Source organism: Bacillus sp. FJAT-45350, assembly GCF_002335805.1.
Classification (GTDB): Bacteria; Bacillota; Bacilli; order Bacillales; family NISU01; genus FJAT-45350.
This window is the reverse complement of record NZ_NISU01000001.1, coordinates 272,185-298,275: the sequence shown is the minus strand read 5'-3', so window position 1 is coordinate 298,275 and position 26,091 is coordinate 272,185. Positions and strand designations below refer to the sequence as shown.

At 34.3% G+C, this 26,091-nt stretch carries 18 protein-coding genes and 1 pseudogene; 4 read left to right on the top strand and 15 right to left on the bottom strand.

Annotated features, from left to right (window positions below; all coding sequences use genetic code 11):
• Positions 1 to 311 precede the first annotated feature (311 nt).
• From CD003_RS01455 to CD003_RS01445, 3 genes are all read right to left on the bottom strand, one after another.
• Positions 312 to 1,457 carry a glycosyltransferase family 4 protein gene (locus tag CD003_RS01455; RefSeq protein ID WP_096199115.1) on the bottom strand — a complete coding sequence of 382 codons (1,146 nt, stop codon included), beginning with the start codon at positions 1,455 to 1,457 and terminating at the stop codon, positions 312 to 314.
• 175 nt (positions 1,458 to 1,632) lie between these two features.
• Positions 1,633 to 2,706, bottom strand: coding sequence for a glycosyltransferase (locus CD003_RS01450; protein WP_096199114.1), 1,074 nt, complete (start codon positions 2,704 to 2,706; stop codon positions 1,633 to 1,635).
• Between the two features lie 11 nt (positions 2,707 to 2,717).
• On the bottom strand, positions 2,718 to 3,665 hold the full coding sequence (locus tag CD003_RS01445) for an NAD-dependent epimerase/dehydratase family protein (RefSeq protein ID WP_096199113.1): 948 nt from the start codon (positions 3,663 to 3,665) through the stop codon (positions 2,718 to 2,720).
• 203 nt (positions 3,666 to 3,868) lie between these two features.
• On the opposite strand from CD003_RS01445, the gene CD003_RS01440 reads away from it, so the two are divergent.
• Entirely contained in the window at positions 3,869 to 4,960 is a 1,092-nt protein-coding gene (locus tag CD003_RS01440; RefSeq protein WP_096199112.1) for a glycosyltransferase family 4 protein, read from the top strand.
• A gap of 85 nt (positions 4,961 to 5,045) precedes the next feature.
• Here the strand turns inward: CD003_RS01440 and CD003_RS01435 are convergent, their stop codons facing one another.
• From CD003_RS01435 to CD003_RS01415, 5 genes are all read right to left on the bottom strand, one after another.
• Positions 5,046 to 6,536, bottom strand: a complete 1,491-nt coding sequence (locus CD003_RS01435) for a glycosyltransferase family 4 protein (protein ID WP_096199111.1) — start codon at positions 6,534 to 6,536, stop codon at positions 5,046 to 5,048.
• On the bottom strand, positions 6,536 to 7,642 hold the full coding sequence (locus CD003_RS01430) for a CotS family spore coat protein (RefSeq protein WP_096199110.1): 1,107 nt from the start codon (positions 7,640 to 7,642) through the stop codon (positions 6,536 to 6,538). The genes CD003_RS01435 and CD003_RS01430 overlap by 1 nt, the downstream gene beginning before the upstream one ends.
• Positions 7,643 to 7,900: 258 nt before the next feature.
• Entirely contained in the window at positions 7,901 to 9,913 is a 2,013-nt protein-coding gene (locus tag CD003_RS01425) for a glycosyltransferase family 4 protein (RefSeq protein WP_096199109.1), read from the bottom strand.
• The gene (locus tag CD003_RS01420; RefSeq protein ID WP_096199108.1) at positions 9,913 to 11,010 is read right to left on the bottom strand and encodes a CotS family spore coat protein; all 1,098 of its coding nucleotides are present in this window, start codon (positions 11,008 to 11,010) and stop codon (positions 9,913 to 9,915) included. The genes CD003_RS01425 and CD003_RS01420 overlap by 1 nt, the downstream gene beginning before the upstream one ends.
• Before the next feature lie 14 nt (positions 11,011 to 11,024).
• Positions 11,025 to 11,831, bottom strand: a complete 807-nt coding sequence (locus CD003_RS01415; protein WP_096199107.1) for a UTP--glucose-1-phosphate uridylyltransferase — start codon at positions 11,829 to 11,831, stop codon at positions 11,025 to 11,027.
• A gap of 275 nt (positions 11,832 to 12,106) precedes the next feature.
• On the opposite strand from CD003_RS01415, the gene CD003_RS01410 reads away from it, so the two are divergent.
• The gene (locus CD003_RS01410) at positions 12,107 to 13,390 is read left to right on the top strand and encodes a UDP-glucose dehydrogenase family protein (RefSeq protein WP_096199106.1); all 1,284 of its coding nucleotides are present in this window, start codon (positions 12,107 to 12,109) and stop codon (positions 13,388 to 13,390) included.
• A 167-nt stretch (positions 13,391 to 13,557) separates the two neighbouring features.
• Positions 13,558 to 13,637 (top strand): annotated as a pseudogene (locus tag CD003_RS22810) (IS200/IS605 family transposase); the annotation flags it as partial.
• Between the two features lie 386 nt (positions 13,638 to 14,023).
• On the opposite strand, the gene CD003_RS01400 reads toward CD003_RS22810, so the two are convergent.
• From CD003_RS01400 to CD003_RS01370, 7 genes are all read right to left on the bottom strand, one after another.
• On the bottom strand, positions 14,024 to 14,413 hold the full coding sequence (locus CD003_RS01400) for a phage holin family protein (protein ID WP_096199105.1): 390 nt from the start codon (positions 14,411 to 14,413) through the stop codon (positions 14,024 to 14,026).
• Between the two features lie 347 nt (positions 14,414 to 14,760).
• Positions 14,761 to 14,946, bottom strand: a complete 186-nt coding sequence (locus tag CD003_RS01395) for a hypothetical protein (protein ID WP_096199104.1) — start codon at positions 14,944 to 14,946, stop codon at positions 14,761 to 14,763.
• Positions 14,947 to 15,222: 276 nt separating this feature from the next.
• Entirely contained in the window at positions 15,223 to 16,236 is a 1,014-nt protein-coding gene (locus tag CD003_RS01390; protein ID WP_096199103.1) for a DUF6385 domain-containing protein, read from the bottom strand.
• 210 nt (positions 16,237 to 16,446) lie between these two features.
• Entirely contained in the window at positions 16,447 to 18,357 is a 1,911-nt protein-coding gene (locus CD003_RS01385) for a tetratricopeptide repeat-containing glycosyltransferase family 2 protein (protein ID WP_096199102.1), read from the bottom strand.
• Positions 18,350 to 20,074 (bottom strand): glycosyltransferase, encoded by a 1,725-nt coding sequence (locus CD003_RS01380; RefSeq protein WP_096199101.1) that lies wholly within the window; start codon positions 20,072 to 20,074, stop codon positions 18,350 to 18,352. The genes CD003_RS01385 and CD003_RS01380 overlap by 8 nt, the downstream gene beginning before the upstream one ends.
• Positions 20,071 to 22,080 (bottom strand): glycosyltransferase, encoded by a 2,010-nt coding sequence (locus CD003_RS01375; RefSeq protein ID WP_096199100.1) that lies wholly within the window; start codon positions 22,078 to 22,080, stop codon positions 20,071 to 20,073. The genes CD003_RS01380 and CD003_RS01375 overlap by 4 nt, the downstream gene beginning before the upstream one ends.
• A 77-nt stretch (positions 22,081 to 22,157) precedes the next feature.
• Positions 22,158 to 22,904, bottom strand: coding sequence for a DUF6385 domain-containing protein (locus CD003_RS01370; RefSeq protein ID WP_096199099.1), 747 nt, complete (start codon positions 22,902 to 22,904; stop codon positions 22,158 to 22,160).
• A 199-nt stretch (positions 22,905 to 23,103) separates the two neighbouring features.
• Between CD003_RS01370 and CD003_RS01365 the strand changes: the two genes are divergently transcribed.
• Entirely contained in the window at positions 23,104 to 25,806 is a 2,703-nt protein-coding gene (locus tag CD003_RS01365; RefSeq protein WP_179295384.1) for a glycosyltransferase, read from the top strand.
• Positions 25,807 to 26,091: the final 285 nt, after the last annotated feature.

Genomic DNA, 26,091 nt, shown 5'->3' with positions numbered 1-26,091 from the left:
TATTTCTTGAAATCTACCGAACCACTGTAGCCTTCAGGTTGAGGATGTACTTCTGGTTCACCGTATACTTCACTAGTACTCGTATAAACGAATTTTGCTTGTTTGTTTATCTAAGGTAAGCAAATTCATTGTTCCAATAGTGGTCACTTCAATTGTTTCAAATAGAGCAGCTTGATAAAACTTGGAGAAGCAGGTGAAGCTAGATGATTTACTTATTGTATATCTACTAACTCAATCAATATGGTATCCCTGAGTAATTTGACACAGTTATAGCCTATAGGTAGTTCTACTGTAACTCAAATACTGAACGATTATATACCCATTAATTCTATAAATAAACTGTATATACATCGTGATGCCTTTTCGATAGAATAATTGCTTGCTGTTTTTTTACCATTTTGAGAAAAAAGCTCTCTTATTGATTGATTTTCAATTAACTGTGAAATAATTTCTAGTACCTCATCCGTCTTTTTAACATCTACTAAATAACAATTCTCTTTATGAGTCGCATATTCATTAGTTCCACCAATCAATGGGAGTACTGTTGAGCATCCAACAGCCATGGCTTCTAAACCAGTTCGCCCAAATGCTTGATATGATGATAAATCGAGAAAAATATCAGATGCTTGTAATAATTTAGCTACTTCTCCCCTTTTTAATATTCCGTAATTAGTAAAGGTAAAATTTTTACTGAATTGTAGTGTAGTTAGTTCCTTATCTGAACACCCAAAAATATTTATGTTCACTTTCTCCTCATATTTTTCTTTTATTTTCTGTAATACCCTCAAAGTTTCTTGTGGTGAACGTCTTTGTGTTGAAGGTCTTATCATTGCCACTAGACGAATTGTACCGCATTCATTATTTAACATTAAGGTAGGCTTATATATCTCATGGTCTAGGCTAGGTTCTACTTTCTGAACATTTATCCCGTGCTTTTTTTCCACTACATTACATAACCATTGTGTTTTTGCAAATGCATAAATATTTGGAACTTCTTCATACGATTGTTGAGCAACTTTATATCTTCTATCTTCTTTTGAATAAAACAATGGCTCATAGTCTTGAATATAGTATGCTGGTCTAATAAATGGATGATTTTCTATTATTTTTTTTAATATTGCAATTGAAGAAAAAATAGTCGCCACAACAATGTCGTAAGAACTCGAAATTCGTATGAGCTCTTTATGATTTTTATAAAAGATAAAATTCTCTTTGCACTCGGGATATAGGTCTAAATAATTTTGTTGATGTTTCCGTTGTATTGCTATTGTGGCACCTACATTTAAAGACCGAAGTCCCATCGTTTCTTGTACTACAGAATGAGTGCCACCACTTCCACCTCTTACAGGAAGTAGAAATAATACGGAAAAGGGTTGCTTAATCTTTTTAATATATGACTCATCATAATTAACCTTTTGCTTCGCATTAGCTTCCTCTATCTTCCAGTTTCTCTCCAACAAACTTCACCCCAAAACATATGACCAATAATAGTAATTATTATATTTTATGAGTCCGATGCCATTTAATATGTTAATAATACAAAACCTACTTTTATAGATGACGTAGTGTATTCCACCAGGTATTATAAAAGGTTGTTCAAAAAGGAGAACCTAATCCTTTTTGAACAACCTTCTAACGTACTCTTTCATAAAATTCTTCTTGAACTTTAATTTGTTTTTCTAGATTAAATTGTTCTTCAACCTTCAATCGGGCGTTCCTTGTGTATTCAGTCCATATCTCTGGATTCTCAATAAAAAATTCAATCCCAATAGCTAGTTGTTCAGGATTTCTTTCTGGAACTAAATACCCTGTCTTATGGTGAGTAATTAATTCAGTGATACCTCCATTTTTAGTTGAAATAACAGGAAGTCCACTTGCCATCGCTTCCTTTAAAGCATTAGGAATACCTTCTACATCCCCATCTGAAGCCGTTTGACTAGCTAAACAAAAGATATCTGCTTTCTTCATCTCTCGAATAATTTGATTAGGTTTCATTCTCCCTCTAAGTCTTACAACCTGATTTAATTGATGTCTATTTATTATCGATTCAATATTATCCCATTCGGAACCATAACCAATAATATCGAGTGTAATCATAGGGTACTTCTCATGTACTTTCATAAAAGCATCAAGTAATGTATCAAACCCTTTTTTCTTAACTAGTCGTCCAACAGATAATAATCTTATCTTTCCTTGTAAAGGTAATCTGTGCTCAACATAAGGAAACTTTTGTACATCAATTCCCCCATATAATACATTGATTTTTTCTTTCGGAAACCCTAATTTCAACAAATCATTTGCAAGAAATTGACACACAGGTAAATACATAGAAGCATACTCTTTCAACTCTTTATAACGGTTCCAATTCCGTTGAAATGCCATTTCATGTGCTGATCCATCACGCCCTCGCATGCTTACGATAAGTGGAATATTATAATGTTTACAAATTTGTAAAATAGTTAATGCCTGACCACCATGATGGGAATGAATTACCTTTACGTTTTGTTCTTTAATAAAAGTTTCAAAATTTATGTCCTCAATATTATAGAAATTTTTAATTGATAGTCCTTGCTTTCTTCTTTTGTGAAAAGGTCCAATCAATATTGTATGAAATTTCGTCAATCTTGAGATTTGATTATATATAAACTCATCATGATACGGATTTAAGTTGTTCATTAAATAATGAACAATTGCTGAATCCTTCATATATTCCCCCTTTACAACTTATACAGAGACTTAATATACGCAACTTGTTCCGTTAAACCTTTTTCTAATGGATAGCTTGGTGAGTAACCTAATTCTAGTTGAGCTTTCGATATATCAGAGTTAGTATGCTTAGCATCACCTGGTTGTTCTGGTAAATAGTTAATCTTTGGTTGCTTACTCATAATTTTTCCTAGTGTTTCTATAACATCAATAAGTGCTATGTTTGAACCACCTCCTACATTATAAACCTCACCTGGCTTCCCTTTTTCCATCGCAAGCAGGTTCGCTTTAACAGCGTCCTTAATAAAAGTAAAATCCCGTGTTTGACTTCCATCTCCAAATACATTAATCGGTTGATCAAGTAAAATATTTTTAATAAATCGATGAAATGCCATATCAGGTCTTTGTCTTGGACCGTACACTGTAAAATATCGTAATGAAACAACAGGCACTTGATAATTGGCAAAGTATAAATGACATAGATGTTCACCTGATAATTTTGTTGAGCCGTACGGAGAATATGGAGAAGGTATTTGTTCTTCCTTTGTTGGACCATTCATCGATCCATATATAGATGAGGATGAAGCGTAGACAAATTTGTCTATGTTACTATTTTTTACTGCCTCAAGTAGTAGTTGTGTTGCTAATATATTATTGTCGACATACTCTTTAAATTCCTTATTCCAACTTAACCTCACTCCTGGCAGAGCTGCTTGATGAAAAACGACATTTTGTTCGTCTACTAATGACTTTAAATCTAGCTTACATAAATCCGCTTCAATCCAAGTAAAGTTTGGATAATTTATAAGGGATTGTAGATTTCTCTCTTTGATCCATCTAGGATAATTTCCCGTAAAACAATCCACACCTGTTACATGATACCCTTGCTTTATTAAAGCCTCTGATAAAGTCGATCCAATAAAACCAGCACATCCAGTAACTAAAGCTTTTCTTTTCACTTCTTTCTCTCCTTACCTTTGTCTTAACCGACATAATGATTGTTATACAGTAAACTATGCAACGCTGGCTATATCAGTAACTGTCGACTGTCTAATTATGTGAGTAATGTAGTTACTAGATATTCACATAAGATTTATTAATCTAGAATATTAATAAACTAAAACCAAAAAGTTTCAACGTGGTAAAAACAAGGAGAGAAAAAATGAAAATACTGGTTATATGGAGACGCCTATCAATAGGAGGGGTTAATGCAGGCTGGCGTAATCGTGCTGCTTACTTTTATAAGCATGGTATTACAACTGATTTTTTATATACTGAAGATAACGGTGGAAGAGTTATGATGGAATCAGTTTCTCAACTCTTTATAACAAGCAATAACGAAGATATACTCCGTTTACTAAAGGAAAATAACTATGATTGTCTTATTAACATAGATTATCAAGAGATGTATCCACTAATTGCACAATCTGGATTTGCTGGCAAAATCATTTTTGAATCTAGAGTTCCTATTAAAAGCTATGTGCGCCGTCAATATAAGAACCTCGGCAAATTAAGGCCATCTTATATTGTCGTACCTTCAAACTTTCAGAAATCACTTGTTAACTCTGTACTTTCAACAAAAACTATTCCCGTTCAGGTCATTCATAATACCGTTAACACAACACTTTTTAAACCGATGAAGAAGGAACATTGTTTCGAAGTTCCCGAACCATTACTCCCTCAAAATAAGAAAATCATCGCATGGATTGGAAATATTAATAATTTGCAAAAAAATTGGGAATTTTTATTAAAAGTAGTTTCTAGAATTACTACTTATAGAAACGATCTTTACTTTTGGATTATTGGTGGGATAAAAAGTAAAGAAAAAGAAAGGTTTTTATTGGAATGTAAACGTCTAGGCATAGAAAAGTATCTTACATGGTTCCCTAGCATTTCTTACAAAGATCTTCCTCTTTACTATAATAAGGTTGCTTATTCAGGGGGGTGTCTATTTTCTACAACAAAATTTGAATCGTTTGGTAATATTTTCACTGAGGCAATGGCTTGTGGTTGCCCTGTCATCGCACCTCAAAACTCAGCAATTCCTGAAGTCATTACAGACGATTGCAGTGGAAAACTATACAAAACAAACAATACAAAAATGGCCATTAGACAGATACATAGTCTTTTAGATGATACAAAAACTAGAAATAGATTGATTAAAAATGCCCTTCTTGAAGTTGAGGAAAAGTTTTCTACTGAGGTAAGCGGGAAACAGTATGTCGAATTTATTAAGCAGATTATAAATGGGTAGAATTTTTTAATGTTTATCAAACCTATAGCCCGCTAAGATACAATTACTGTAGCGGGCTTAGAAGTGGTTAATGTTATAGTTCCCTCTAACGGATGTTTTGTCTTTTCAGTTCTCCAGATGTAAAGTACTTTCTTTGACCTGAGAAACTTACTAGAATTTGTCCAGAAGAGCTATTTTGTTTCCTTCTAACCTTACTTCTATTTCTGTTTCTATTTCGCTTTCTTCTACGTTTCCTCTCAGTAACATCAACCACATTTTGATGTTCCTCAGTTATACTTTGTTGAGGCAATACGTCTTCTTGCGTTTCAAGAGGTACTACAACCTCAGGACGTACTTCTTCATTAACCTGCTCAATAACATCAAATTGTTCACTTTCCATTGTTGTTTCTACTACTTCTTGACTTCCTATTTCAATGTTATTTTGAATATTATATTCTATCTCATTCCAAACGTTTTCAATATCACTTACGACTCGACTCCAATTGTATTTTTGTTCAGCGATTTTGCGCCCATACTGACCCATTTCCTTGCAAATTGAAGGATTTGATAAAAGATTAGTAATGTGCTTGGCAAATTCTGAAGGGTCTTCCGGATTCTCAACTATTAGACCATTTTTATTTAAGTCAATAACCTCTGTGTTTCCACCTCTATCTGTTGTCACTATTGGTAATCCCGCCGCCATCGCTTCATAGTGAACTCGTGCAAGGGGCTCCTGCCATTGTGACGGACAAACAAAGACATCAGCTGCCGCAAACCATTCTTGAATTTTATCTGGGGCAACAAATCCAGTAGTGATAATCGGAACTTGAGACCGTTGTGCTAGCGCACGGACATAAGCAATATAGTCTGTTACACCGTCATCACTAAACCATTTACCTCCCATAAGAACCAAAGCAGCATCTGGATGTTTTTTAGCAACTTCAGGTATCGCTCGTACGAGAACATCCGCACCTTTATTAGCAGATAAGCGACCAGCAAATAATATCACTTTTTTATTTTGAAGTTGATATTCGTTTCTAATTGACTGCCTTATTGGACGAGCTTTGTCAGAGTAAGAGGGGACAAAACGATTTAAATCAACACCTGAATAAATTGTACGTAATTTAGGAGCAGCTTGTGGAAAAAAATTTGTAATAGCATGACCGATATAATTACTAATCGTTATAATCTTGTCAACCTGTTCTATCGCTAATGCCCCTTCTTCTTGGTCAATTTTTTGAGGTTGAAACATATCATTATGCATGCTTAGTACTATTCGCGCATTAGGTGTGCTATCACGAACTGGATTAACTAAACGAGGTCGATTAAAGATATGAATTAAATCAAAAGAAGGATTTGACTTTAAATAATTTATTACACCTTTACGGTATGTTTCTAGTAAACCACCTTCTGTTCGAACATAATGAATATTATCTATTGTTTCTTCATTAGGAAGGTCCGGGTCTGTTCTACCTAATATCGTGATACTATGCTTCTTACTTAATGTAGGAACAGCTCCTGCGATATACGTTTGAATAGCTCCACCTCGTACAGGAGGGACTGGTAATTTTTCCGTACAAATTATGAGTACTTTCACTATGATTTGCCTCCTAACCAACTTCTATTTGCATCTAATTCTTCAAGAACAGGCCACTTAGTCTTATCAATGTCTACAATCCTTTGAACTAACATATCGAGTTCGTTATCCATAAATATCGATGGCTCATATACTAGTTCTTTCACATTTTTGTAGAATAAGTTTGGTAGTGACATATCAATAATTAACATTTCATAAATATCATCATCTATTGGATTTGCCTCATGATAGGCTTGAATCATTTCTTTTACCCAATGAATATCCCAGCCTCCTAAATCATCCATCGTCCCTGTAATTAGTTTACGAAGGTCACGAATAGGTAGGTCATATGCAACACCATCAAGGTCAATAATCCACATTCCACCATCACCTTTTTGTCCATTAGACCAGCCATAGTCTTGATGAACAAGGCCCCAGGCTTTATTTCCTCTTGCAATTAAGTCATAGTATTGTGATTGTTCTAAACGTGATACTGCCTCTATTGCTTGTTCTTCAAACATATCTATTACGTTTAAAATACTATTACTTGCTGGCATTTCGTTATACAACTTTGCAATATCTCGAAACCAATCCATTTTCTTGACTATTTTCTTATACGTTTTCGGCCAACGGTACAAACGTGAAGCCATTTCAGCTCCTGCTGGGGGAGTATACCCTTTCGATAGTTGATGAAATTCCCCAATCGCATGACACAGGTCTTTGGCTCCTCCTAAATCCTTTTCTACTTGAAAAAGCGACTCAATCCATTCTGCTACAAACCAGAGCTTGCCACCCATTTCAACGTAAAGCTCACCGTCCTTCGTTGGAATAATCGCTGGCACTCTAGCTTTCTTCTCTTTTACTAAATATTCTTGTGCACCAAGACTAAATAAACTTCTTGTAGGCCGTCTGTGTAAAATTTTTAAGCTTCGTGGACCTTTGTCCGTTTCAATCTTCCATATGAGTCCACCTTTATCAGCTTTCGTCGTAATAACTTCCATATGACTGACATTCATGTCGTAATATTTATTTACCTCATAAGCCATTTCTACAATGTACTCCGGAACATAAAAGTCATCCATTTCTTCGCCTAAATCCCAGGGGACAATCAGTTGTTCATTTTCCATCAATTTACCTCCATCCATTCCTAGGTTGCTACTAATGATGTAGTCCAGGTGACAGGTTCAACCTGCCAATGAAAGACTAGTTCTTTATTGTTCGCTGCATAATACTGATTACTACCTTCTCAACCTACTATAGGGTATTCTCCCATTAATTCAGGAGTATGTTGTCCCATAAGAATTAGGTATATGACTGTTTTGTAATTTCTGATTACAAATTAATCCCCCTTCAAATTACATAAAGGGGGATTAATTACGATATTATTACAAAGGATCTTTTCTTTGCTTTTCCCAATCAGAACGAGTAAAGTATCTTCTTTGACCTCGAAAGCTTATTAGAATATCTTTTTTTATCTCATTTTGGTTATTATCATCTACCTCTGTGATATTAATTTCTACACTGCCTTCATATCCTTCTATTTGGTTTTGTTCATTTTCTTCAACTATCTCTACATGTTCTTTTTGTTCTTCTGTAACGAAAGGCTTCTTTTTCTTCTTATTTTTTAACTTCTTCTTGCTTTTTGATTTAATTTTTTCTTCTCTTTTTTTCTTCTCTTTTTTTCCTTTCTTCTTTGTTTTTAATAGAATTTTTTCTTTTTCTAGTAAATCGTCTTCTATTGCATCCGTATTAACATTCTCTAGTGTTGGAGATGCCAAGTCTTCTCCGAGTTCTTCTTCCTCTGGAGCTGTCTCTTCTCCTTCGTGTTCTTTTTCCTCTGAAACTGTCTCTTCTCCTTCGTGTTCTTTTTCCTCTGAAACTGTCTCTTCTCCTTCGTGTTCTTTTTCCTCTGAAACTGTTTCTTCTCCTTCGTGTTCTTCTTCCTCTGTAACTGTTTCTTCTCCTTCGTGTTCTTCTTCCTCTGTAACTGTTTCTTCTCCTTCGTGTTCTTCTTCCTCTGTAACTGTTTCTTCTTCTCCGTGTTCTTCTTCCTCTGTAACTGTTTCTTCTCCTTCGTGTTGCCCTTCACCTTGAACTTCCATTTCTTCTTGAAGCTCTCCTCCTGAATTATCCAATTCTGGCTCAAGTTCATTATTAAGGTTAACTAGCTCTAAACCTAGTTCTCCCATATTCAACTCATCTAGTTCGTCTCCTAACATGTCTTCTATTTGAGGATTATTATTAATACTCATATTTTCAACTTCATTCCAAACAGTCAAAATATCATTCACTACACGATCCCAGCTATATTTTGCTTCTGCAAGCTTTCGTCCGTATCGACCCATCTCTAGACAAATATCTGGATTTTCTATTAAATACGAAAGATGTTTTGCAAATTCTAATGGTTCATCTGGCTTTTCTACAATGAGACCGTTTTTATTTAATTCAATTACTTCTGCATTACCTCCACGATTTGTTGTAATAATAGGAAGTCCAGCAGCCATTGCCTCATAATGAACTCGAGCTAACGGTTCTTGCCATTGAGATGTACAAACAAAAATATCCGCAGCTGCAAACCAATCTTGTATTTTATCAGGTGATATAAACCCTGTTGCTATTACTGGTACTGGTGAACAATCAGCTAGTGAACGAACATAAGCCGTATAATCTGATATCCCATCATCACTAAACCATTTTCCACCCATTAACACTACTGCAATATCTGAATACTTTTTGGATAGTTCTGGAATTGCCCGAAGTAAGATATGAGCACCTTTATTTAAAGAAAGTCTTCCAGCAAATAAAATGATTTTTTTTGAACCCAAATTGTATTCTTTCCTTAATTGCTCCCTTTTGGCTATAGCACTCTCAGAATAAGAAGGCACAAAATTATCTAAATCTACACCGGAATAAATTGTACGTAATTTTGGAGCAACCTCTGGAAAGAAATTTGTAATCGTTTGCCCAATATAATCACTAATTGTAACGATTTTATCTACATTCTTAATAACTAATAATCCTTCATCGTGACTAATTTTCTCAGGCTTAAACATATCATTATGCATACTTAAAATTATCTTGGCTTCAGGTGCTAATTCACGAACAGCGGTAACCAAACGAGGACGATTAAAAATATGAATCAAATCGTAGCAATTTTCAGTTTTTAAATATTCTATTACCTCTTCTCTATAGGTTTCAAGTAATCCACCTGGCTTTCTAACGTAATGAACGTTATCAACTGTTTCCTCGTCAGGGAGGGAGGGATCAGTTGTTCCTAATATTGTAACTGTGTGTTCTTTACTTAACGTTGGGATAGCTCCAGCTATATACGTTTGGATCGCCCCACCTTTCACAGGTGGTACAGGGAGTTTTTCTGTACAAATTATGAGTACATTCATTATTTCTTCCCTCCTTCCCATGGCCTATTTAATTCCTGAAGCACAGGCCACTTTGTTTGATCAATGGAAACAATTCGATCTACTACCTCTTCAAGTTGCTCATCCAAGAATACAGTAGGTTTATATACCATTTCTTTAACACTTTTATAAAATAAATTGGGTAGTGACATATCAATTAACAACATTTGATACATATCATCATCAATTGGATTCGCTTCATGATAGGCTTGAATCATTTCATTTACCCAGTTGTAATCCCATTTTCCTAATTTATCAGTTGTGTCTGAGATAAGTTTTCCGAGATCACGAATTGGCAAGTCGAATGCAACACCATCTAAATCAATTATCCAGATTCCCTCTTCACCTTTTTGACCATTTGACCAGCCGTAGTCTTGGTGAACTAATCCCCATTCCTCAATTCCTCTATTTGCTAAATCGAAATATACAGACTGTTCTAGACGTTTTAATGCTTCTATTGCTTGTTCTTCAAACGTATCTAGTACTGAAAGTATTTTTGAACTAGCAGGCATTTGGGAGTAACCATTCGTAATATCTCTAAACCACTCCATTTTATTAATTATTTTCTTGTAGGTTTTTGGCCAACGTTGAAGTCGTGAAGCAAGTTCAGCACCTTTTGGTGGAACATATCCTTTAGATAATCGGTGAAATTCACCAATCGCATAACTTCTCTCTTTCATTCCTTCTAAGTCAGTTCCTGCAGGTTCTAGAGTTGATATCCACTCTGCTACAAACCATAGTTTACCTCCCATTTCAACGTAGAGCTCCCTATCAACTGTGGGAATAATTTGAGGGATTCTAGCATGTTTCTCTTTCACTAAATATTCCTGTGCTCCGAGGCTAAAAAGACTTCTTGTTGGCCGTCGATGTAATAACTTCAAACTTCTTGGACCCTTATCCGTATCTATCCTCCAAATTGCCCCACCTTTATGTGACTTAACATTAATAACTTCCATGTCACTTACAGTCATATCATAATATTGACAAACTTCATGAGCTATCTCCAAGATATAGTCAGGAACATATAACTTATCTAAAGGGTCAATCAATTCCCAAGGTAATATCATCTGATCTTCCATTACTAAACCACCATTCATTCAATATTCGACTTTAAATTTAATAACTTTAAATAATCTTCTTTTTTTGCAATATCAAACCTCTCACCTACGAGCTCTAAACCGTATGCCTTTTCTACCTTACTCATTTCCCTTAACGCATCTGTTAATTGAAGTTCTCCATTAACCCCAATTTGTTGTTTTTCTAAATAGTCGAATATCTTAGCCTTTAATATATACCTACCAATTACCGCCATATTAGATGGGGGATTATTTTGCGGTTTCTCCACAATATCTAATAGTTGATATAAACACTTGTCTATTGTTTGACCATTAATAACACCATAATTTTTTAAATTGCTTTCCTCTTCTTTTTGGACTCCAATAACGTTTCCATCGTATTTGTCATATACTTTAATCAAATCTGTTAATGCGGGTTCCTTCTCAGTTAACAATATTTCATCCGGTAAGAGTACCGCAAATGGCTCATTCCCGACAAATGCTTTTGCTAATTTAATAGCATCTCCTAGTCCTCTAGCATATGGTTGCCTTACATATTGTATATGAACATTTGGTAGCTTAACTTTTTCTAACAAGTGACTTTTGTTGTTTGAATGTAAAAATGATTCAAGCTCAAGAGAACGATCATAATAATCCATAATCATTGTTTTTGTACGCGATAATATAATTAACACTTCTGTAATTCCAGCCTTCTCAGCCTCTTCAATGATATAGTCAATCGCTGGTCTTCCCCCTATAGGAAACATTTCCTTAGGTAGTACCTTTGTAATTGGAAGATTGCGTGTACCATAGCCCGCAGCCGGAATAATGGCTTTTTTTACCATTGACACCCCTCCTTGAAACCTTACTAAGATTAATATTCATAAAAGAAGACCGATGGAAGTTGTCCTATCAAAAATGGTTTAATGCTGAAACGTCCAATTTAGGAAAGAAGACTCACCTTTAGCAAAGACTTAAATAATCTATAAAGAGCGTGTTTTACCATCTAAGTTTTATTTGAATTGCTCATTTTATAGAGGTTGTTGATAAAAGGGCTACTCCTTTTTAAACAGCCTCTAAAATAGTTTAACTATTAATACTTTGTAGGGGTGATAGTTTAATGGAGATATGTATCGTCGGTGCTGGTTATGTCGGACTCACAACAGCTGCGATTCTTTCTGATAAGGGACACCATGTACATTCTGTTGATATTATGGAAGAGAAAATCCAGCTATTAAATAAAGGAAAAATTCCAATTTATGAACCTGAACTAGATAGCTATATTATTAGGAATATAAAGAAAGGTACTCTTAATTTCTCAACAAAAATACCTGATAAAATTAAGGCTAGTGGAGTTATTATCATTGCTGTAGGAACACCATCTCTTCCTGATGGAAGTACAAATTTATCCTATATTAAAGGTGTTGTTGACACTATTGCCAACAACCTAAATTCATACAAGATAATTATGACAAAAAGTACTGTCCCACCTGGAACAAATGAATGGATTCATAAAACATTAGTAGAAAAGGGGATTAATGAAGATTTATTCGACGTTGTTTCAAACCCTGAGTTTTTAAAGGAAGGAACAGCCATTGCTGATTTGTTAAATCCTGATAAGACAGTTATTGGCTCTAAAAGTAATCGACCAATTCCGAAAGTGCAACAACTATATAAAGGGTTTCACGGAAAATTTATTATGACTAGTTTAACTGGTGCAGAACTCATTAAATATGCTTCTAATGCGTTTCTTGCAACGAAAATTTCTTTTATTAATGAAATGGCGCGTATTTGTGATGCATATGGTGTCAATATAGATGATATTGCCAAAGGTATTGGTACTGATCCTCGAATCGGCTCATTGTTCCTTAGGGCTGGTTTAGGTTATGGAGGATCTTGTTTTCCAAAAGATATAAGTTCTTTACACCATTCAGCAAGTAAAAAAAATGTCAGTGTCCCTTTATTAGAGGCAACTATGAATGTTAACAAAACACAAATTGATATGTATCTTAATAAATTAACGTCTGTATTCCAAAAACTCGAAAATAAAAAGATCACTGTGTGGGGACTTACATTTAAGCCAAATACGGGTGACTTACGCTTTTCTCAATCTTTGGCTTTAATAGATAAGTTACTAGAATACGGCTCTGAAGTTCATGCATATGATCCTCTTATTACCTCAACTGATAGAAACATAACGATTCATGACGATATATATCAATCTATTCACAACTCTGAAATATTAATTGTCGCAACTGAATGGGATACGTTTAAATCAATAGATTGGTCAAAAGTTCATAACAAGATGAATGGAAACATCCTTCTAGACGGTAGAAATATGTTTCACCCTTCAACAGTAAAAAAGTTCGGGTTCCACTATTTAGGAATGGGGAGACCTGAATAATCCTTGATTAAGGATTATTCAGGTATTATTAATGGGGTTTAAAAACACATGCTCAGCAAGTGTGAATATAAAACTTCTAAGTGGTATAATGACAGAAAAAAACTCCTATCGTTAAAATAGTAAATGGTCATCAATCCAGCTTCTATTTTAACGATAGGAGCATACTCATGTCGAGTGACAATAGTTTATCACACACAAGATGGTATTGTAAGTATCACATTGTTTTATCCCGAAGTATATACGAGAACAGACAGCAGAAGATAGACTGCCCGATCATTTGACGAAGCGGGAATACTTTGATCCATTCCAAGACAAGTAATAGAAGTGAACGGTTGACGGTCAATTTTGAGTCCCGTTTAGGGGATTATCAGTAAAGTGCCCTTATAGGGCGAAATTAAAACCGCCCGTTTTACGGGCGGATACATACTTAAACACATAAATGAAGTAGTATCAAATTTTTAGGAAACTACCTCTAATTTTTGATTTCTATTAACCTATTTACGCTATCTAATTGTACTCAAGTAAACGAAAAGAACTGGATTCCACGCATCCAGCCAATACACTTAAACAATGAAAATTTATACCACTAACCCAGATTTAGGTATATTGAATACTTCATAATCTTAGTATCCTTTAATCATCTTTCTTCTTTAGAACCTCGACAGCCTTTTTAATTACATTTGGAAGTGGTAATCCTATTCTACCTGCATTTTCGATAATTGAGAGCAATTCATTTAGAATATAGAAATAAATCACAACATCCCTCAGAAAATTAAAACCTCCTAAAATAATGTCCAGTCCATGAGCAACCGTTACAATGGATAAAATCATTACCTTTTTTATTATCCCTTTAAAACCAACTTTGCTACTTAATTTCCCACTATACACAGCGGCTATTAAACCTGTTACATAATCAATAATTATAAAAACTATTAAGACCTGTAATAAAACTGACCAAGCCCCAAATAAAAATGTCAGGATTGAACTACTGATAGCAATAATGAACTTGCTAATGTTCTCCATCTTTCTCCCTCCCTCCTAATCCCTTTTAACTAATACTTTATATTTATTCTAAAAAAAAAAAACGGTTTTATCATTCACCTAAGAAACATTAATATTTATCGGTGGCATTATAAACCACAAAATCCATTGGTCATAACGTTTGCTTCTTCACGAGGTGGAAATGCATCTCCTCTCATAAAAATTTATGATAACCGTCTGTTTTCCAACCTAAAAGTCCAATAATTCACAAAAGCAAAGACGTCACCACCTGTTGAATTCAAGTGACGACGTCTTTGATTTCTAACCTAGTATTTTAATACAAACTAGAGCCACTATTAGGTAATTGTTTTGTAAACTCTTGTTTAGTATTATTTTTTGTCTTTGCTAACGTTTTTTGAATCAATATATGATTCTCCAATAATATATGAAGCTACTAATGCAGCAATAGTCATAACAGATTCTGATGGTAAATTAAGACCAATCCCTTCATTTGCTACAATAAGTCCACCTGAAACGATAGCCATCCAAAATTTTCTTGATTTCAATTTATTCAATTTTTCCACCTCCCTTCTTTATATAAGTATGAAAAGGCATGCACCTTTGATTGTGCGCGCCTCTATCAAAAAATTATTTATTAAACCATTTTAAATTTAAACAAAACCATCTCAATCTACCACTACTCGCCTTCATTTTAAAGGGAAGCAAACGCATTTAGCTATATATTTAAAGTATTCTAGAGTTTAATAGAACATTTTGGGGAATTAATTAAATCAAACAAAAAAGAGGTTCTCTCAAAAGTTTAATTTATGAGAAAGCCTCTTTATCATAATTTAATATTGAGCCTGCAAGAATACTTGCAGTTTTGTATCCTTACATTTATCCTTTGTACGAAATACGAGTTGAGCAAATTGTAAAAACCGCTTCGGTACTAAGACAATCGTCTCGCCTCCCGGAATAGCTCTTGTAGGTAAATCAATAAAGAAATCTTCATTATTTGGACTAATCTGTAATATCACTTCAGCTGGGTTATCTGTTAAATTGATAATAGCAAAAGAGTATACTTTATATAAGGATACATCGAATGAGGAAGCGCCACACCAACACTTTTTTGTTATTATTGTCTTTTTAATAGAGACAAACTTTGTTGTTTGAACTTGTACCCGCCCTTGTTTATCCGTAAGAATAGCTTTATGCTTATTTTGTTCATCCTTTCCAAAAATTTGAATAGAGTCTTTTTGGGCATTTAATCTTTTGGCCTTTAATGCAATTCTTCCATTTTTATCTGTTAAAATAGGATGTACCTTTTTTTTCTTATCAAGACCATAAGATAAGACTCCATCTTTTAAAGAATTTAGTTTTTTTGTTACTACATATACTTGACCGTTTTTATCTAGTTTAATTGGTTGAAGTTTTTTTTCTTTATCCATACCAAAGATTTGGATCGAGTCTTTTTTAGCATTTAACCTCTTTGCCTTTAATACAATTCTTCCTTTATAATCGGTTAAAATAGGACGTACCGCTTTATTCTTATCTTGGCCGTATGACAAAACCCCATCATTTAGTGAATTTAAGTCTCTTGTTAAAACAAAGATTTGACCATTTTTATCTAGTTTAATTGGATGAAGTTTTTTTTCTTCATCCATACCAAAAGAAAGAACTCCATCCTCTTCTGGGTTTAGTTTAACTTTAGATCTTGCCCAATATAAAGGCTGGTTTTCTCCTTCTACATAACGAGTATTATTCAAATTAGATGAGATGGAGGTCTTTAAATGATTGGACACCATTAGTTTTGAACATGTTTTTTTTTTACCTTTCCATTTAAAGTTAGTATCTTCTCCTTCCAAAATAATCTCACCTCACAATTCTACTTGGACATATTTATCTATAACCGCATTTTTGTCCAGCTTGTTTTCTTTTAAACTAATGTAATTAACAAAATATAATGCTAAAGTCTCATGTATCCCTTTTTATAAAGACAATAATATCTTTCCTGTAGAAATACCCTTATTTATTCTATTGGAAACTCTCTAGGAAGTTCTTAGTTTTTTTAATTTTTAAAATGTTAGTAACAAACAGTCTAGATCAAAGTGAACGTTTAAAGTTTCAATGCTACTTCCTTCTAAATGCAACAAAGCACCAATTGTATGCTCAATTCGCTTGTCTGTATTACGTTTTGCTTGTTTAAATATATGATAGGACATGTGATGATTATTAGTCTTTAATGCAGACCAGCCTAAGAAAATTAAATCGGTATATTCCCACTCCCGCAATAAACCTTTTGTTTGTTCTAATAATTCTTTTAATACAGACTGTGGTACATGTTGAAAAGCTGGAAAATGGTGACTCGGTAAAAAAATACTTCCGGTCTCGTTCGTACTAACTAGGAGAACTAGTAATTCCTCCCATGCTTGAAGGGCTAATAAAACGTGAATACATTGTGTTCTTACTGTTTCTAATACCTTAATATTCCTATTTTCTTTTACAAAGATGTGATAGACTCCTTTATAATCTGGTTTTAGGTGAATAAGTTTTGATAATATGTGTTCCGCTTCTTTTTTTTCACCTAAATGTCGATGGATGGCCCAAAGATATAAATATAGTTGTTCTGTTTGTTGGTGAGATAACAACTCTACTACTATTTTTTTTGATTTTACAAAACTTCCTTGTTGTGCATAAAAGATAGCCTTTAACAATTCTAACTGCAAATCTTTTGTAGATACTTTCTCTACTAATGTAAGCCCTATTTTAGGTCGTACCCAAAAAACAGCTTGCATCAAAATAACCATACAGTTTTTCACAGTCAATTGCGTAAAATGTTTTTGAAAATGGTCTCTCCACTCCTGATCATCCTCATAAAAATAAAAGCTAAGGTTTGCCCAACGAGAAAGCGCCGATGTAAAGTTTTCTTCTTCCTTAACTGCCATAAGATAATGTTCAAATGCTTGCTTCCACTCTGCTTGACGTTCCTTCACCATTCCAAGAAGGTACAGCGTTCGAAATGTCCCTGCTCCTGATGATGTTGAATATAAATGGGATACATCCCCAATTTTTAAACACTTTTCTAACACCTCTCTAGCTTCTTGATACCGGTGAAGTTCAAATAATATTAAACTTTCCAATTCTAACAAATCAACAAAATCAGGGTAAAATGATATTCCTTGTTTTATATAATCCAACGCTTTATAAAATTGCTTTAGTTGCTTAAAACAATAAACAATCTTATAGAGCAAATCAGAGGCATAGCCTTCTGTTACCTTTATTTTATAAAGTAATGGTTCAAAAACGTTTAACGCATATTGAAAGTTTTCCTCTTGGAAATATTCCGTCCCTAAGGCGTATTGCATGTAGAGATCTGTTGGATTGTGTTCTATCGCTTTTTTTACCAGCTCCATATTTCTTTTGTTTTTTTGCTTTTTTTCGATAACTTGATCTAAATACCCGTAATGATGAATTCTGAGATTTGAAAACAAGATTCTTTGTGAAGAGTACCGTTCTTTTATACTTTTTGTGACTTCTTCATGTATAATTCCTTGAAAACGAATATGAGAATCATTACGGAATAATCGGCATACAGAGTCGATGACATAATCTCCATCAAACTTTTTTGTCCCATAGTAATTTAGCAATTTTACATGATAGCCATATACTTCTTTAGCAGATAAAAGCTGATGAAATATTTCTTCGTCAGGTTGTTCCCATTCTTCATCTGCATCAAGTACTAAAATCCATTCACACGTCGCTTTATTTAAACCAAAGTTTCTCGCTTCACTAAAGTCATCATTCCATGGAAGGTTAAAAACTTGCGCACCCATAAATTGAGCAATTCTCCTCGTGCCGTCAGTCGATCCCGTATCAACGACAATCATTTCTTTGACCACATCTTTAACGGAAGATAAACATTGTTTGATCCATCCTTCTTCATTTTTCACTACCATGCATAGTGAAATATCATATGGTTTAAACATCTATTCGGCCCCCCTGCTCTATCAGAGGATAAGGAATATGATGAGAAACGTCTTCCCATAAGTGAGAAACAGGAGATTTTTGCTCATTTAACAATGACCTTGCCTGAAAAACAAGATTTAAAGCAAGAGACAATCCTCCTCTACTTACCTCACTCGTATTACCTTTAAGAAATATAAAGTATTTCCATAACTTCATCAATTGTGTCGCATTCTTTCTCTTTTCATGAACCCGAGATAATTTATAGGCAAACTCAAGGAGTTCCCAATCTAACTTCGTAGGGTAAACATCATCAGGCCATTCGCCATTGTGTAAAAAGTGTATAAATGTACTATTTTCTATTCTAGTCGGGTTATGCAAAGTTTGCTCCTTTATCCATTGTACAATTAGCTTTAAATTAGTTTCCCCCGATACTTCACTCTCATGGTTCGTTAAAAAAAGTAGCATATTCTTTATCTGTCCGTTATCGTTCCAACCTTCTTTAACTAACTGTAAAGCTAGTTCATAGAAATTGGCTTCATAAAGATGTTGAACTATTAATTCCTTTTCTATTTTGGAAAAGGAAAGTTTTCTTAGTTGTCGTAATAGAACCTTCTCTCCTTCTTGGCTTACCATTAAATCTAAAAATCGTTCAAATGCTGGATAATAAGCTAAACCGTTATTCATTAGAATACCCTCGTAAAAATTAAGAGCCTTCCCGACCTCTCCTACTTCTTCAAACAATTTAGCTAAATAAAACGGAGCTTTTATCTTTGGAATGGTTACATCAATTACGTAATGAGAAGGAGGTGTTGTCATCGTCATTACCTTTCTAAAGGCCTCTTTTGCCTCTTCATTCTTTTGACAAACGATCGCACAACGACCCAAAATGTACAATAAATCAGGATAGTCTTGAAATCTCTTTATTTCATTACGACATACTTCAAGAGCTTCCTCATGTCGACCAAGAAAATCTAGGCAAGTAATCTCTTTTTTCACTATTAAGTGGCCAAATCCTACTCTGTTTATCTCGCATAATGACTTCGCCTTCCTAAGGTGTTCTAACGCAAATTGAAATTGATTTACTCGAATATACTCCCCCGCGATATTGTAATGATGAAACGGATTTTTAGGTTCTTCTTCTACTTGCTTTTTAATCAGTTTGAAATTTCTTTTTATTTTATCCTGTTCTTTTACAATATCCTCAAGATACCCATAATGGAAAATTCTAATATTCTCGTAAGGAATATACTTTGTCTCATACCTTGCTCGTATACTACCACCAATCTGTTCGTGGACTCGCCCTACAAATCGGATGTCGTGATGATTGCGAAAAAAACGAAGTACGGGCACTGTATCCTTTGTTGAACTTTTAAAATTATCTGATTTCCCTACAAAGTTGATAAGTTTCAGATAGCAGCCAGGGGCACGTGAATATTTCGCGAACTTCCTGAGCTTTTTTCCATCTTCAGGATGAAGCTCCTCATCTGCATCTAAGAATAAAATCCAATCTCCTGTTGCCCTCTCTAGTCCAGAATTTCGTGCCACAGCAAAATCATGAACCCACTCATGTTGATACACTTTTGCACCTAAAGATGTGGCAATTTGAATTGTTTTATCCGTCGAACCAGTATCAACGACAATCATTTCATCTACAACATGTTTAATACTATTTAAGCAACGTGCAATCATTTTTTCTTCATTTTTACAAATCATACAAAAAGATATTAGCGGCTTCATGATTTTGCGTTCCTCCTTTGACGATACGTCCACTTGGTATGCCAATCGACTTCATTTAACAGTTGAATGCTCACTTTTATCTCTTGAATTTGAACACCCAGCCATTCTGAATATGGATAATGGGCTCTGCTTTCTACCGCCCATTTCAATCCTTCTGCTAAATAACTTAATGCTGCTCCTTGTCTCGCTCTCCAATTGTCCGGATTCTTTTCTAGTGCCTCTTCAAACAAAGCGATTGCATATTCGTATTGACTCCTATCGTACATAATTTCCGCTAAATAAAATGTTCCTTCATCATCTAACTGCCCCAATTCCAATAGCTGTATGAATCTTTCTGCTGCCTTCATTACATACCCTTTCCTGTAAAGGGTTTTCGTAAAAACTGACAAAAAATTAATACTCTTCAATCTTTTCATGATACGTTCTCCAACATCTGTAAATCCATAATGTAAAAGCCATTCGAATAGATATGCTACTTTTTCTTCTGGAATGGGGTATTGCTTATCTGTGTCTTCTTCCTCTAATAAAGAAATTATCAAAATAAGCCAATTACTGTGTGGATTAAATTCAACATGCTTACTAACTGTATAAGGAACTGGTAAGTCTTCGGACCAAAAACAACATAAATGTTTAATTAGCCATTCTTCAGAATCAAAATGTTCTTTCTCAATTCTCTTTAATGCCTTTCTTTGAATTTGAAGAGCCTCCATACATTGGCCAGTTTGCATCAGACATTCATTTTGTAAAGACATAACAGCTAAGTCTTCCTCTTTTATCTTCCGAAGTAATGGGATTGCCTCTTCATATTTACCGATTCGACATAATGCTTTTGCAATTAAAAAAAAACAAATACCAGCTAGAGTACTTATTTTATTAAACTGTTCCAGAACTTCATGAGGGGTTGCGTTCAATTCTATTAAGCATTCCGCAATAAGTTCATACGCTTTTTCAACCTTTGGGTTTATTTGAACACAAAGTATAAAACGTTGCATCGCTTCTTTTGTAAACCCTTTTTTTTTGTAGATCTTCCCTACTTCATAGTGACTAAGAAAAGTGCCGACCCCTTTTGTCGAAATGTATTTCTTTGGGGCTCCTCCTAATTCAATAGTTTTATATAATGCTACCAGTGCTTGTTCGTAGCGATAGCCATCTGCTAATATTTGCGCTTTTAGATAGTATAAGTCGGTATAATCTGGGTATCGTTTTATTGCAAGTTCTATAAAATCTAATACTTCATTAAAATCTCTCGTTTTTAATTTTGCTGTTGCTAACAACAAATAAGCATGTGGCAAATAAGTTGCTTTCTTATTTTCTTTTTTTATACAGATGGTTAGATTATTAACAACCTTCTCATATTCTTTAATTTTCATATATTCAACTGCTAAATTATATAAATAAAAGGGATGATTTGGTTCTTCTTCCAACGCTAATTCGATTATAAAACGGTTTCTTTCATTCTTATTATATTTTTCCACATAATAGGGGAGGTCACCATAATGCTTAATGGTTAAATTACTTTCTTGTAGTGTATTTCTTGGATGTATACGTAAAATAGAAGAAGCAATTTGTTCATGAATTCTTCCTTCATACCTGTACTCCTTATTGTTACGAAACATTCGAATATTTTGTTGAGAATTCGAATGAGAGTGGTTGGTTGAAAGAAAATTCTCAACAGTTACCCAATACGCTTCCACTTTCGAATCGCTCATCATTTCCTCAAGCGTGCGACGTTGAGCCTGCAATGTTTCATCAGCATCAATAATAAATACCCAATCTCCTGTAGAAAATTCCAATGCTTTATTTCTGGCTTCACTAAAATCATCTTTCCATTCACATGTATAGAGATCCACACTATACTTCTTCAATTTTTCTAGAGTATCATCCGTTGAACCAGTATCAATGACTACAATTTCATCAACAATGTCTTGAATGCTTTGCAAACATGCATCAATGGTTTCCTCGGCATTTCTCACGATTATATTAGCAGATAATCTGTAATCTCCCATTGGATCTTCCTCCTACTAAAGCACTAATCAAAACAAGGAGTACATTTACTATGTACTCCTTATTATCCTATGCAATATTAGCCCTGTGCGTTAAACCAAAAATCAACGGTTGCTACCTCTCCCACTGTACTATAAACAAGTCTTGTATACTTACCGAATCGTTTGGGCACAAGTGCCACTGTCTCATCCACAATTCCAGTTGCCGCAATATCATCAAACCAGAAATTGTTATCGGGACTTACTTGAATCTTAACATCAAGTGTATCTGTTGTAGCATGGTTTGTAATAAAATACGTATAAACTTTAAAGAATTGTGTATCCCGCCTTAATTGATCTTCAGGGACTTCTGTGTCAGTCTGAGCAGCAGGAAGCGTTTGGTTTTGTAAATCATCTTCTACAAAATTTTGCTGAGAAATTGCAACAACAGTCGTTACTTCGTTTACTGTTTCAACTGTGTTCAGTATTCCTGCTGTTATTGTTGCTCCCATCACTGCATCGATTGTTTCGACTTTGTTCAGTGTTCCTGCTGTTATTGTCGCTCCCATCACTGCATCGATTGTTTCGACTTTGTTCAGCGTTCCTGCTGTTATTGTCGCTCCCATCACTGCATCGATTGTTTCAACTTTGTTCAGCGTTCCGCCTTCAATTGTTGTAACCGTTGCTCCCATAATTGCTTCAATTGTCTGAACAGTAATATCACCAACGATATCCAAACGACCCTGGTCATCTGTACGTACCGCTAATACATCACCAGTAGCATCCGTACCAAAAATAGACGAACGTAACTGATCAGCATCTAAATTAAACGTTGAAAAGTTTGGCATTTTTTTCACAACTCCTACCTCTTATTTATTTATTAATACATAAAGTCACCCTAAAATTAACTCATAGACTTCTGTAATAGGATATGAATAACGAGTACAAATTGTTTAGACTATTCTAGTTTTCCTTCAAAAACATCACTATTCAACCGCCTATTTTCATATAATTAACAGATGATAACTTATGGAGGGGGACAACAACATGAAAAAACCAACCATTCTTTCAGTCATAACACTTGGAGAATACAATGAGAAACTCGAATATTCATTAAACATACTTTCCTCATTTTCAATGCAAATTTTAATAGTCGCTAAAGAAATATCAAATAACGTTATCGAACAATGTAAAGGGTATCCAAAGGTTAAATTAATTGAAAAAACACTGAAAGAACAGCAGCAATTTAAGAACCAACTTTTACAAAGCGCGCTAAAATATCACCCTGATTGGATTCTCATTTTACAAGGAAATGAAGTGTTAGAAGAATCCGCCAAAGTGCGAATATTGACCGAGATTTCTAGAATTGATCCAACTAGCCCTCAGTATACCTATTTCAGGCTGCACACACTTTATTTTCCTGTAGAACATTCATTTATCGCTGATAAGCAAATTTATAACGAGGGATGGAAGAATTGTCTATTTACCACGTGGGGGCAAAATATACAATCTCTGCGATTCTTCTCACAAGAACAATCTGCTTATATCCCTACAAATCTTTATGGTGAGGGTAAAGCAATCGATGTAAAAATAAAACACTACGGAGAATCAAAACAAGTAATATCAGAACACCAAGGCTTAAACGATGACCAGAAAAAGAGTCAAGAATACCTACTCATGCCGTGGAAAGAACGTTCGTTTGAGAGGACTTCACCATATAAACGAACCATCAAACAAGTAACTCCGAGGCAGGATTTTCTCACAACTATCCCCGAGCATACGGAGACAATTCTTCATATAGGATGCGGATATGGAGAGTTAGGAAGAAAGTTAAAAGAAGTGGATAGAGATGTTGAAGTATACGGCATAGAGCATGATCCAGTTGCAGTAGCTATTGCGAATCAGTATTTAGATGAAGTGATACAATCAAATGTTGAACATATATTGGAGTTACCTTTCGAAGCATATTCATTTGATGTGATTATTTGTAACCATCTTGAATTTCTTCATGAACCTACGAGTACACTAAGTTTCCTCTCTCGTTATCTAAAAAATAACGGTACACTTATCACTTGTACTCCTAATACGCGTTATCTTGGAGAGTTCGAATCGTTTCTTAATGAGAAATCAATTTCGAATTTTAGTGAAAAAAGGCAATTTTTCTCTATAAATAAGTTGAAGAAAGTTTTATATGATAGTGGCTTTATCCCAAAAACGATTGGATTTGCAAAAGACCCTAATTTCTTTATTCAAATTCCAGAGGGAAAAGAAATGTTTAACTATGATAGTACGGGGTACACATTAAAAAGTCTTACAAAATATGATTTAGAAGAATTACAAACAGCCGAATTTATTGTAAGTAGCTCTAAACAAAAAGTGAAGTCCTATCCTGACAAACTAACATCGATTATCATATTAACGTTAAACCAATTAGAAATGACAAAACAATGTTTAAAGAGTATTTTTGAGAACACTTCAGAAAACTATGAAATTATTGTCGTCGATAATGGTTCTACAGACGGAACAGTTGAATATCTGCGGACAATACCCGTCCTTAATTTAATTGAAAACGTTGAAAATAGAGGATTTGCTGGGGGATGTAATCAAGGAATAAACGTAGCAAAAGGCGATTATCTTGTCTTTTTAAATAATGATACCTTAGTAACTAAGGGATGGCTTAGTAGCTTTATTTCTCATACTGACAAGAATGCTGATATAATTGGGCCTGTTTCCAATTATGTCGGCTCAAATCAACTTATTCCTAATCTAACATTCGATTCATACGAAGAGATAAAAGAATATGCTAAAGAAAGAATGCTCCACTACTGGAGGCAAGGCACTAAAACAACTTTTCTTTCGGGATTTTGTCTTTTTATTACTCATAAAGTAATTAATGATATCGGTGGTTTTGATGAACAATTCCCACTAGGTAATTATGAGGATGATGATTTTTGTTTACGCGCTTCGCTAAGCGGTTTTGAACTATGGATAGCCTCCGATGTATATATTCATCACTTTGGAAGTTCAACGTTTAGAGGTGAAAATATTGATTTTCAAAATCGTATGCAAGAAAACTGGAATATCTTTAAAAGGAAATGGGAATTACCAGGTTCTTTACAATCACCCGCTGAATTCCGACAAAACATTCCACAATTTATAAAAAAAACATATTCAACTAAAGACTTATTTATTAGTTCTAACAAAGAACAACCTCAAATTTTAGTAACGATCATCTGTATACTAGAAAATGGCGGAAAACTAAAAAGAACATTTGATAGCTTACAAAAGCAAAAGTACAAAAACATTGAATTAATTATACTTGATCCATATTCTATTTGTGAGAATAAAATCTACAATAACGACGAGTGGCCATTTTTAACCACACACATTTGTATGTCAAGAGTAAACTCTAAACAGCAACTTCTATTGCATGGTTTAAAAATTGCTAGTGGTGAATTTATTGCTTACATTCAAGAAGGAGATATTTTTTATCCAAATCATATTGATGAATTAGTAAGACACCAAAAAAACAATGAGATAATCTATTCTGAAGTATATACACCAGAAGAGGAACCAACTGTACCTCCATTACTTTGCTTTATGCATCCCCGTTCGACTATTGAGGACTACAACCTTAGTAAAGACATACCTTCTAATAATACACAAATGTTTTACCTACCTTTGCTACGCTTTCTTGCAGAACACTACCACTTTACTAAAGTTGATAAAATTACTGGCGAATCTAAATAATCAACCTCGCAATCTCTAAGAGCTTTCAAAGTCTAGAGATTGTGGCTTTAATTTTTCTATATAATTTTGATTTACCTGTGACAAATGATTGATAAGTTATTATACTATTACAGGTTCAACTTTAAATCTAGTTTGCTCCAACCTTTAGCCTTAAACGTAAAAGTATTTTTTCCTAATGTTACCCCTTCCCACTAATAAGAAAGCTTCTCGAAAATTAATTTATTGTATCAGAGGCTGGGACAAAACCCACCTCTGAGATGAAAAGGCCGGTGAAATTTACGACGA

Coding starts and splice junctions, on each gene's coding strand:
- CD003_RS01450 (WP_096199114.1), bottom strand. CDS start 2,706: ATGAAGGATTCAGCAATTGTTCATTATTTAATGAACAACTTAAATCCG.
- CD003_RS01440 (WP_096199112.1), top strand. CDS start 3,869: ATGAAAATACTGGTTATATGGAGACGCCTATCAATAGGAGGGGTTAAT.
- CD003_RS01430 (WP_096199110.1), bottom strand. CDS start 7,642: ATGGAAAATGAACAACTGATTGTCCCCTGGGATTTAGGCGAAGAAATG.
- CD003_RS01425 (WP_096199109.1), bottom strand. CDS start 9,913: ATGAATGTACTCATAATTTGTACAGAAAAACTCCCTGTACCACCTGTG.
- CD003_RS01420 (WP_096199108.1), bottom strand. CDS start 11,010: ATGGAAGATCAGATGATATTACCTTGGGAATTGATTGACCCTTTAGAT.
- CD003_RS01415 (WP_096199107.1), bottom strand. CDS start 11,831: ATGGTAAAAAAAGCCATTATTCCGGCTGCGGGCTATGGTACACGCAAT.
- CD003_RS01410 (WP_096199106.1), top strand. CDS start 12,107: ATGGAGATATGTATCGTCGGTGCTGGTTATGTCGGACTCACAACAGCT.
- CD003_RS01400 (WP_096199105.1), bottom strand. CDS start 14,413: ATGGAGAACATTAGCAAGTTCATTATTGCTATCAGTAGTTCAATCCTG.
- CD003_RS01385 (WP_096199102.1), bottom strand. CDS start 18,357: ATGTTTAAACCATATGATATTTCACTATGCATGGTAGTGAAAAATGAA.
- CD003_RS01380 (WP_096199101.1), bottom strand. CDS start 20,074: ATGAAGCCGCTAATATCTTTTTGTATGATTTGTAAAAATGAAGAAAAA.
- CD003_RS01375 (WP_096199100.1), bottom strand. CDS start 22,080: ATGGGAGATTACAGATTATCTGCTAATATAATCGTGAGAAATGCCGAG.
- CD003_RS01370 (WP_096199099.1), bottom strand. CDS start 22,904: ATGCCAAACTTTTCAACGTTTAATTTAGATGCTGATCAGTTACGTTCG.
- CD003_RS01365 (WP_179295384.1), top strand. CDS start 23,104: ATGAAAAAACCAACCATTCTTTCAGTCATAACACTTGGAGAATACAAT.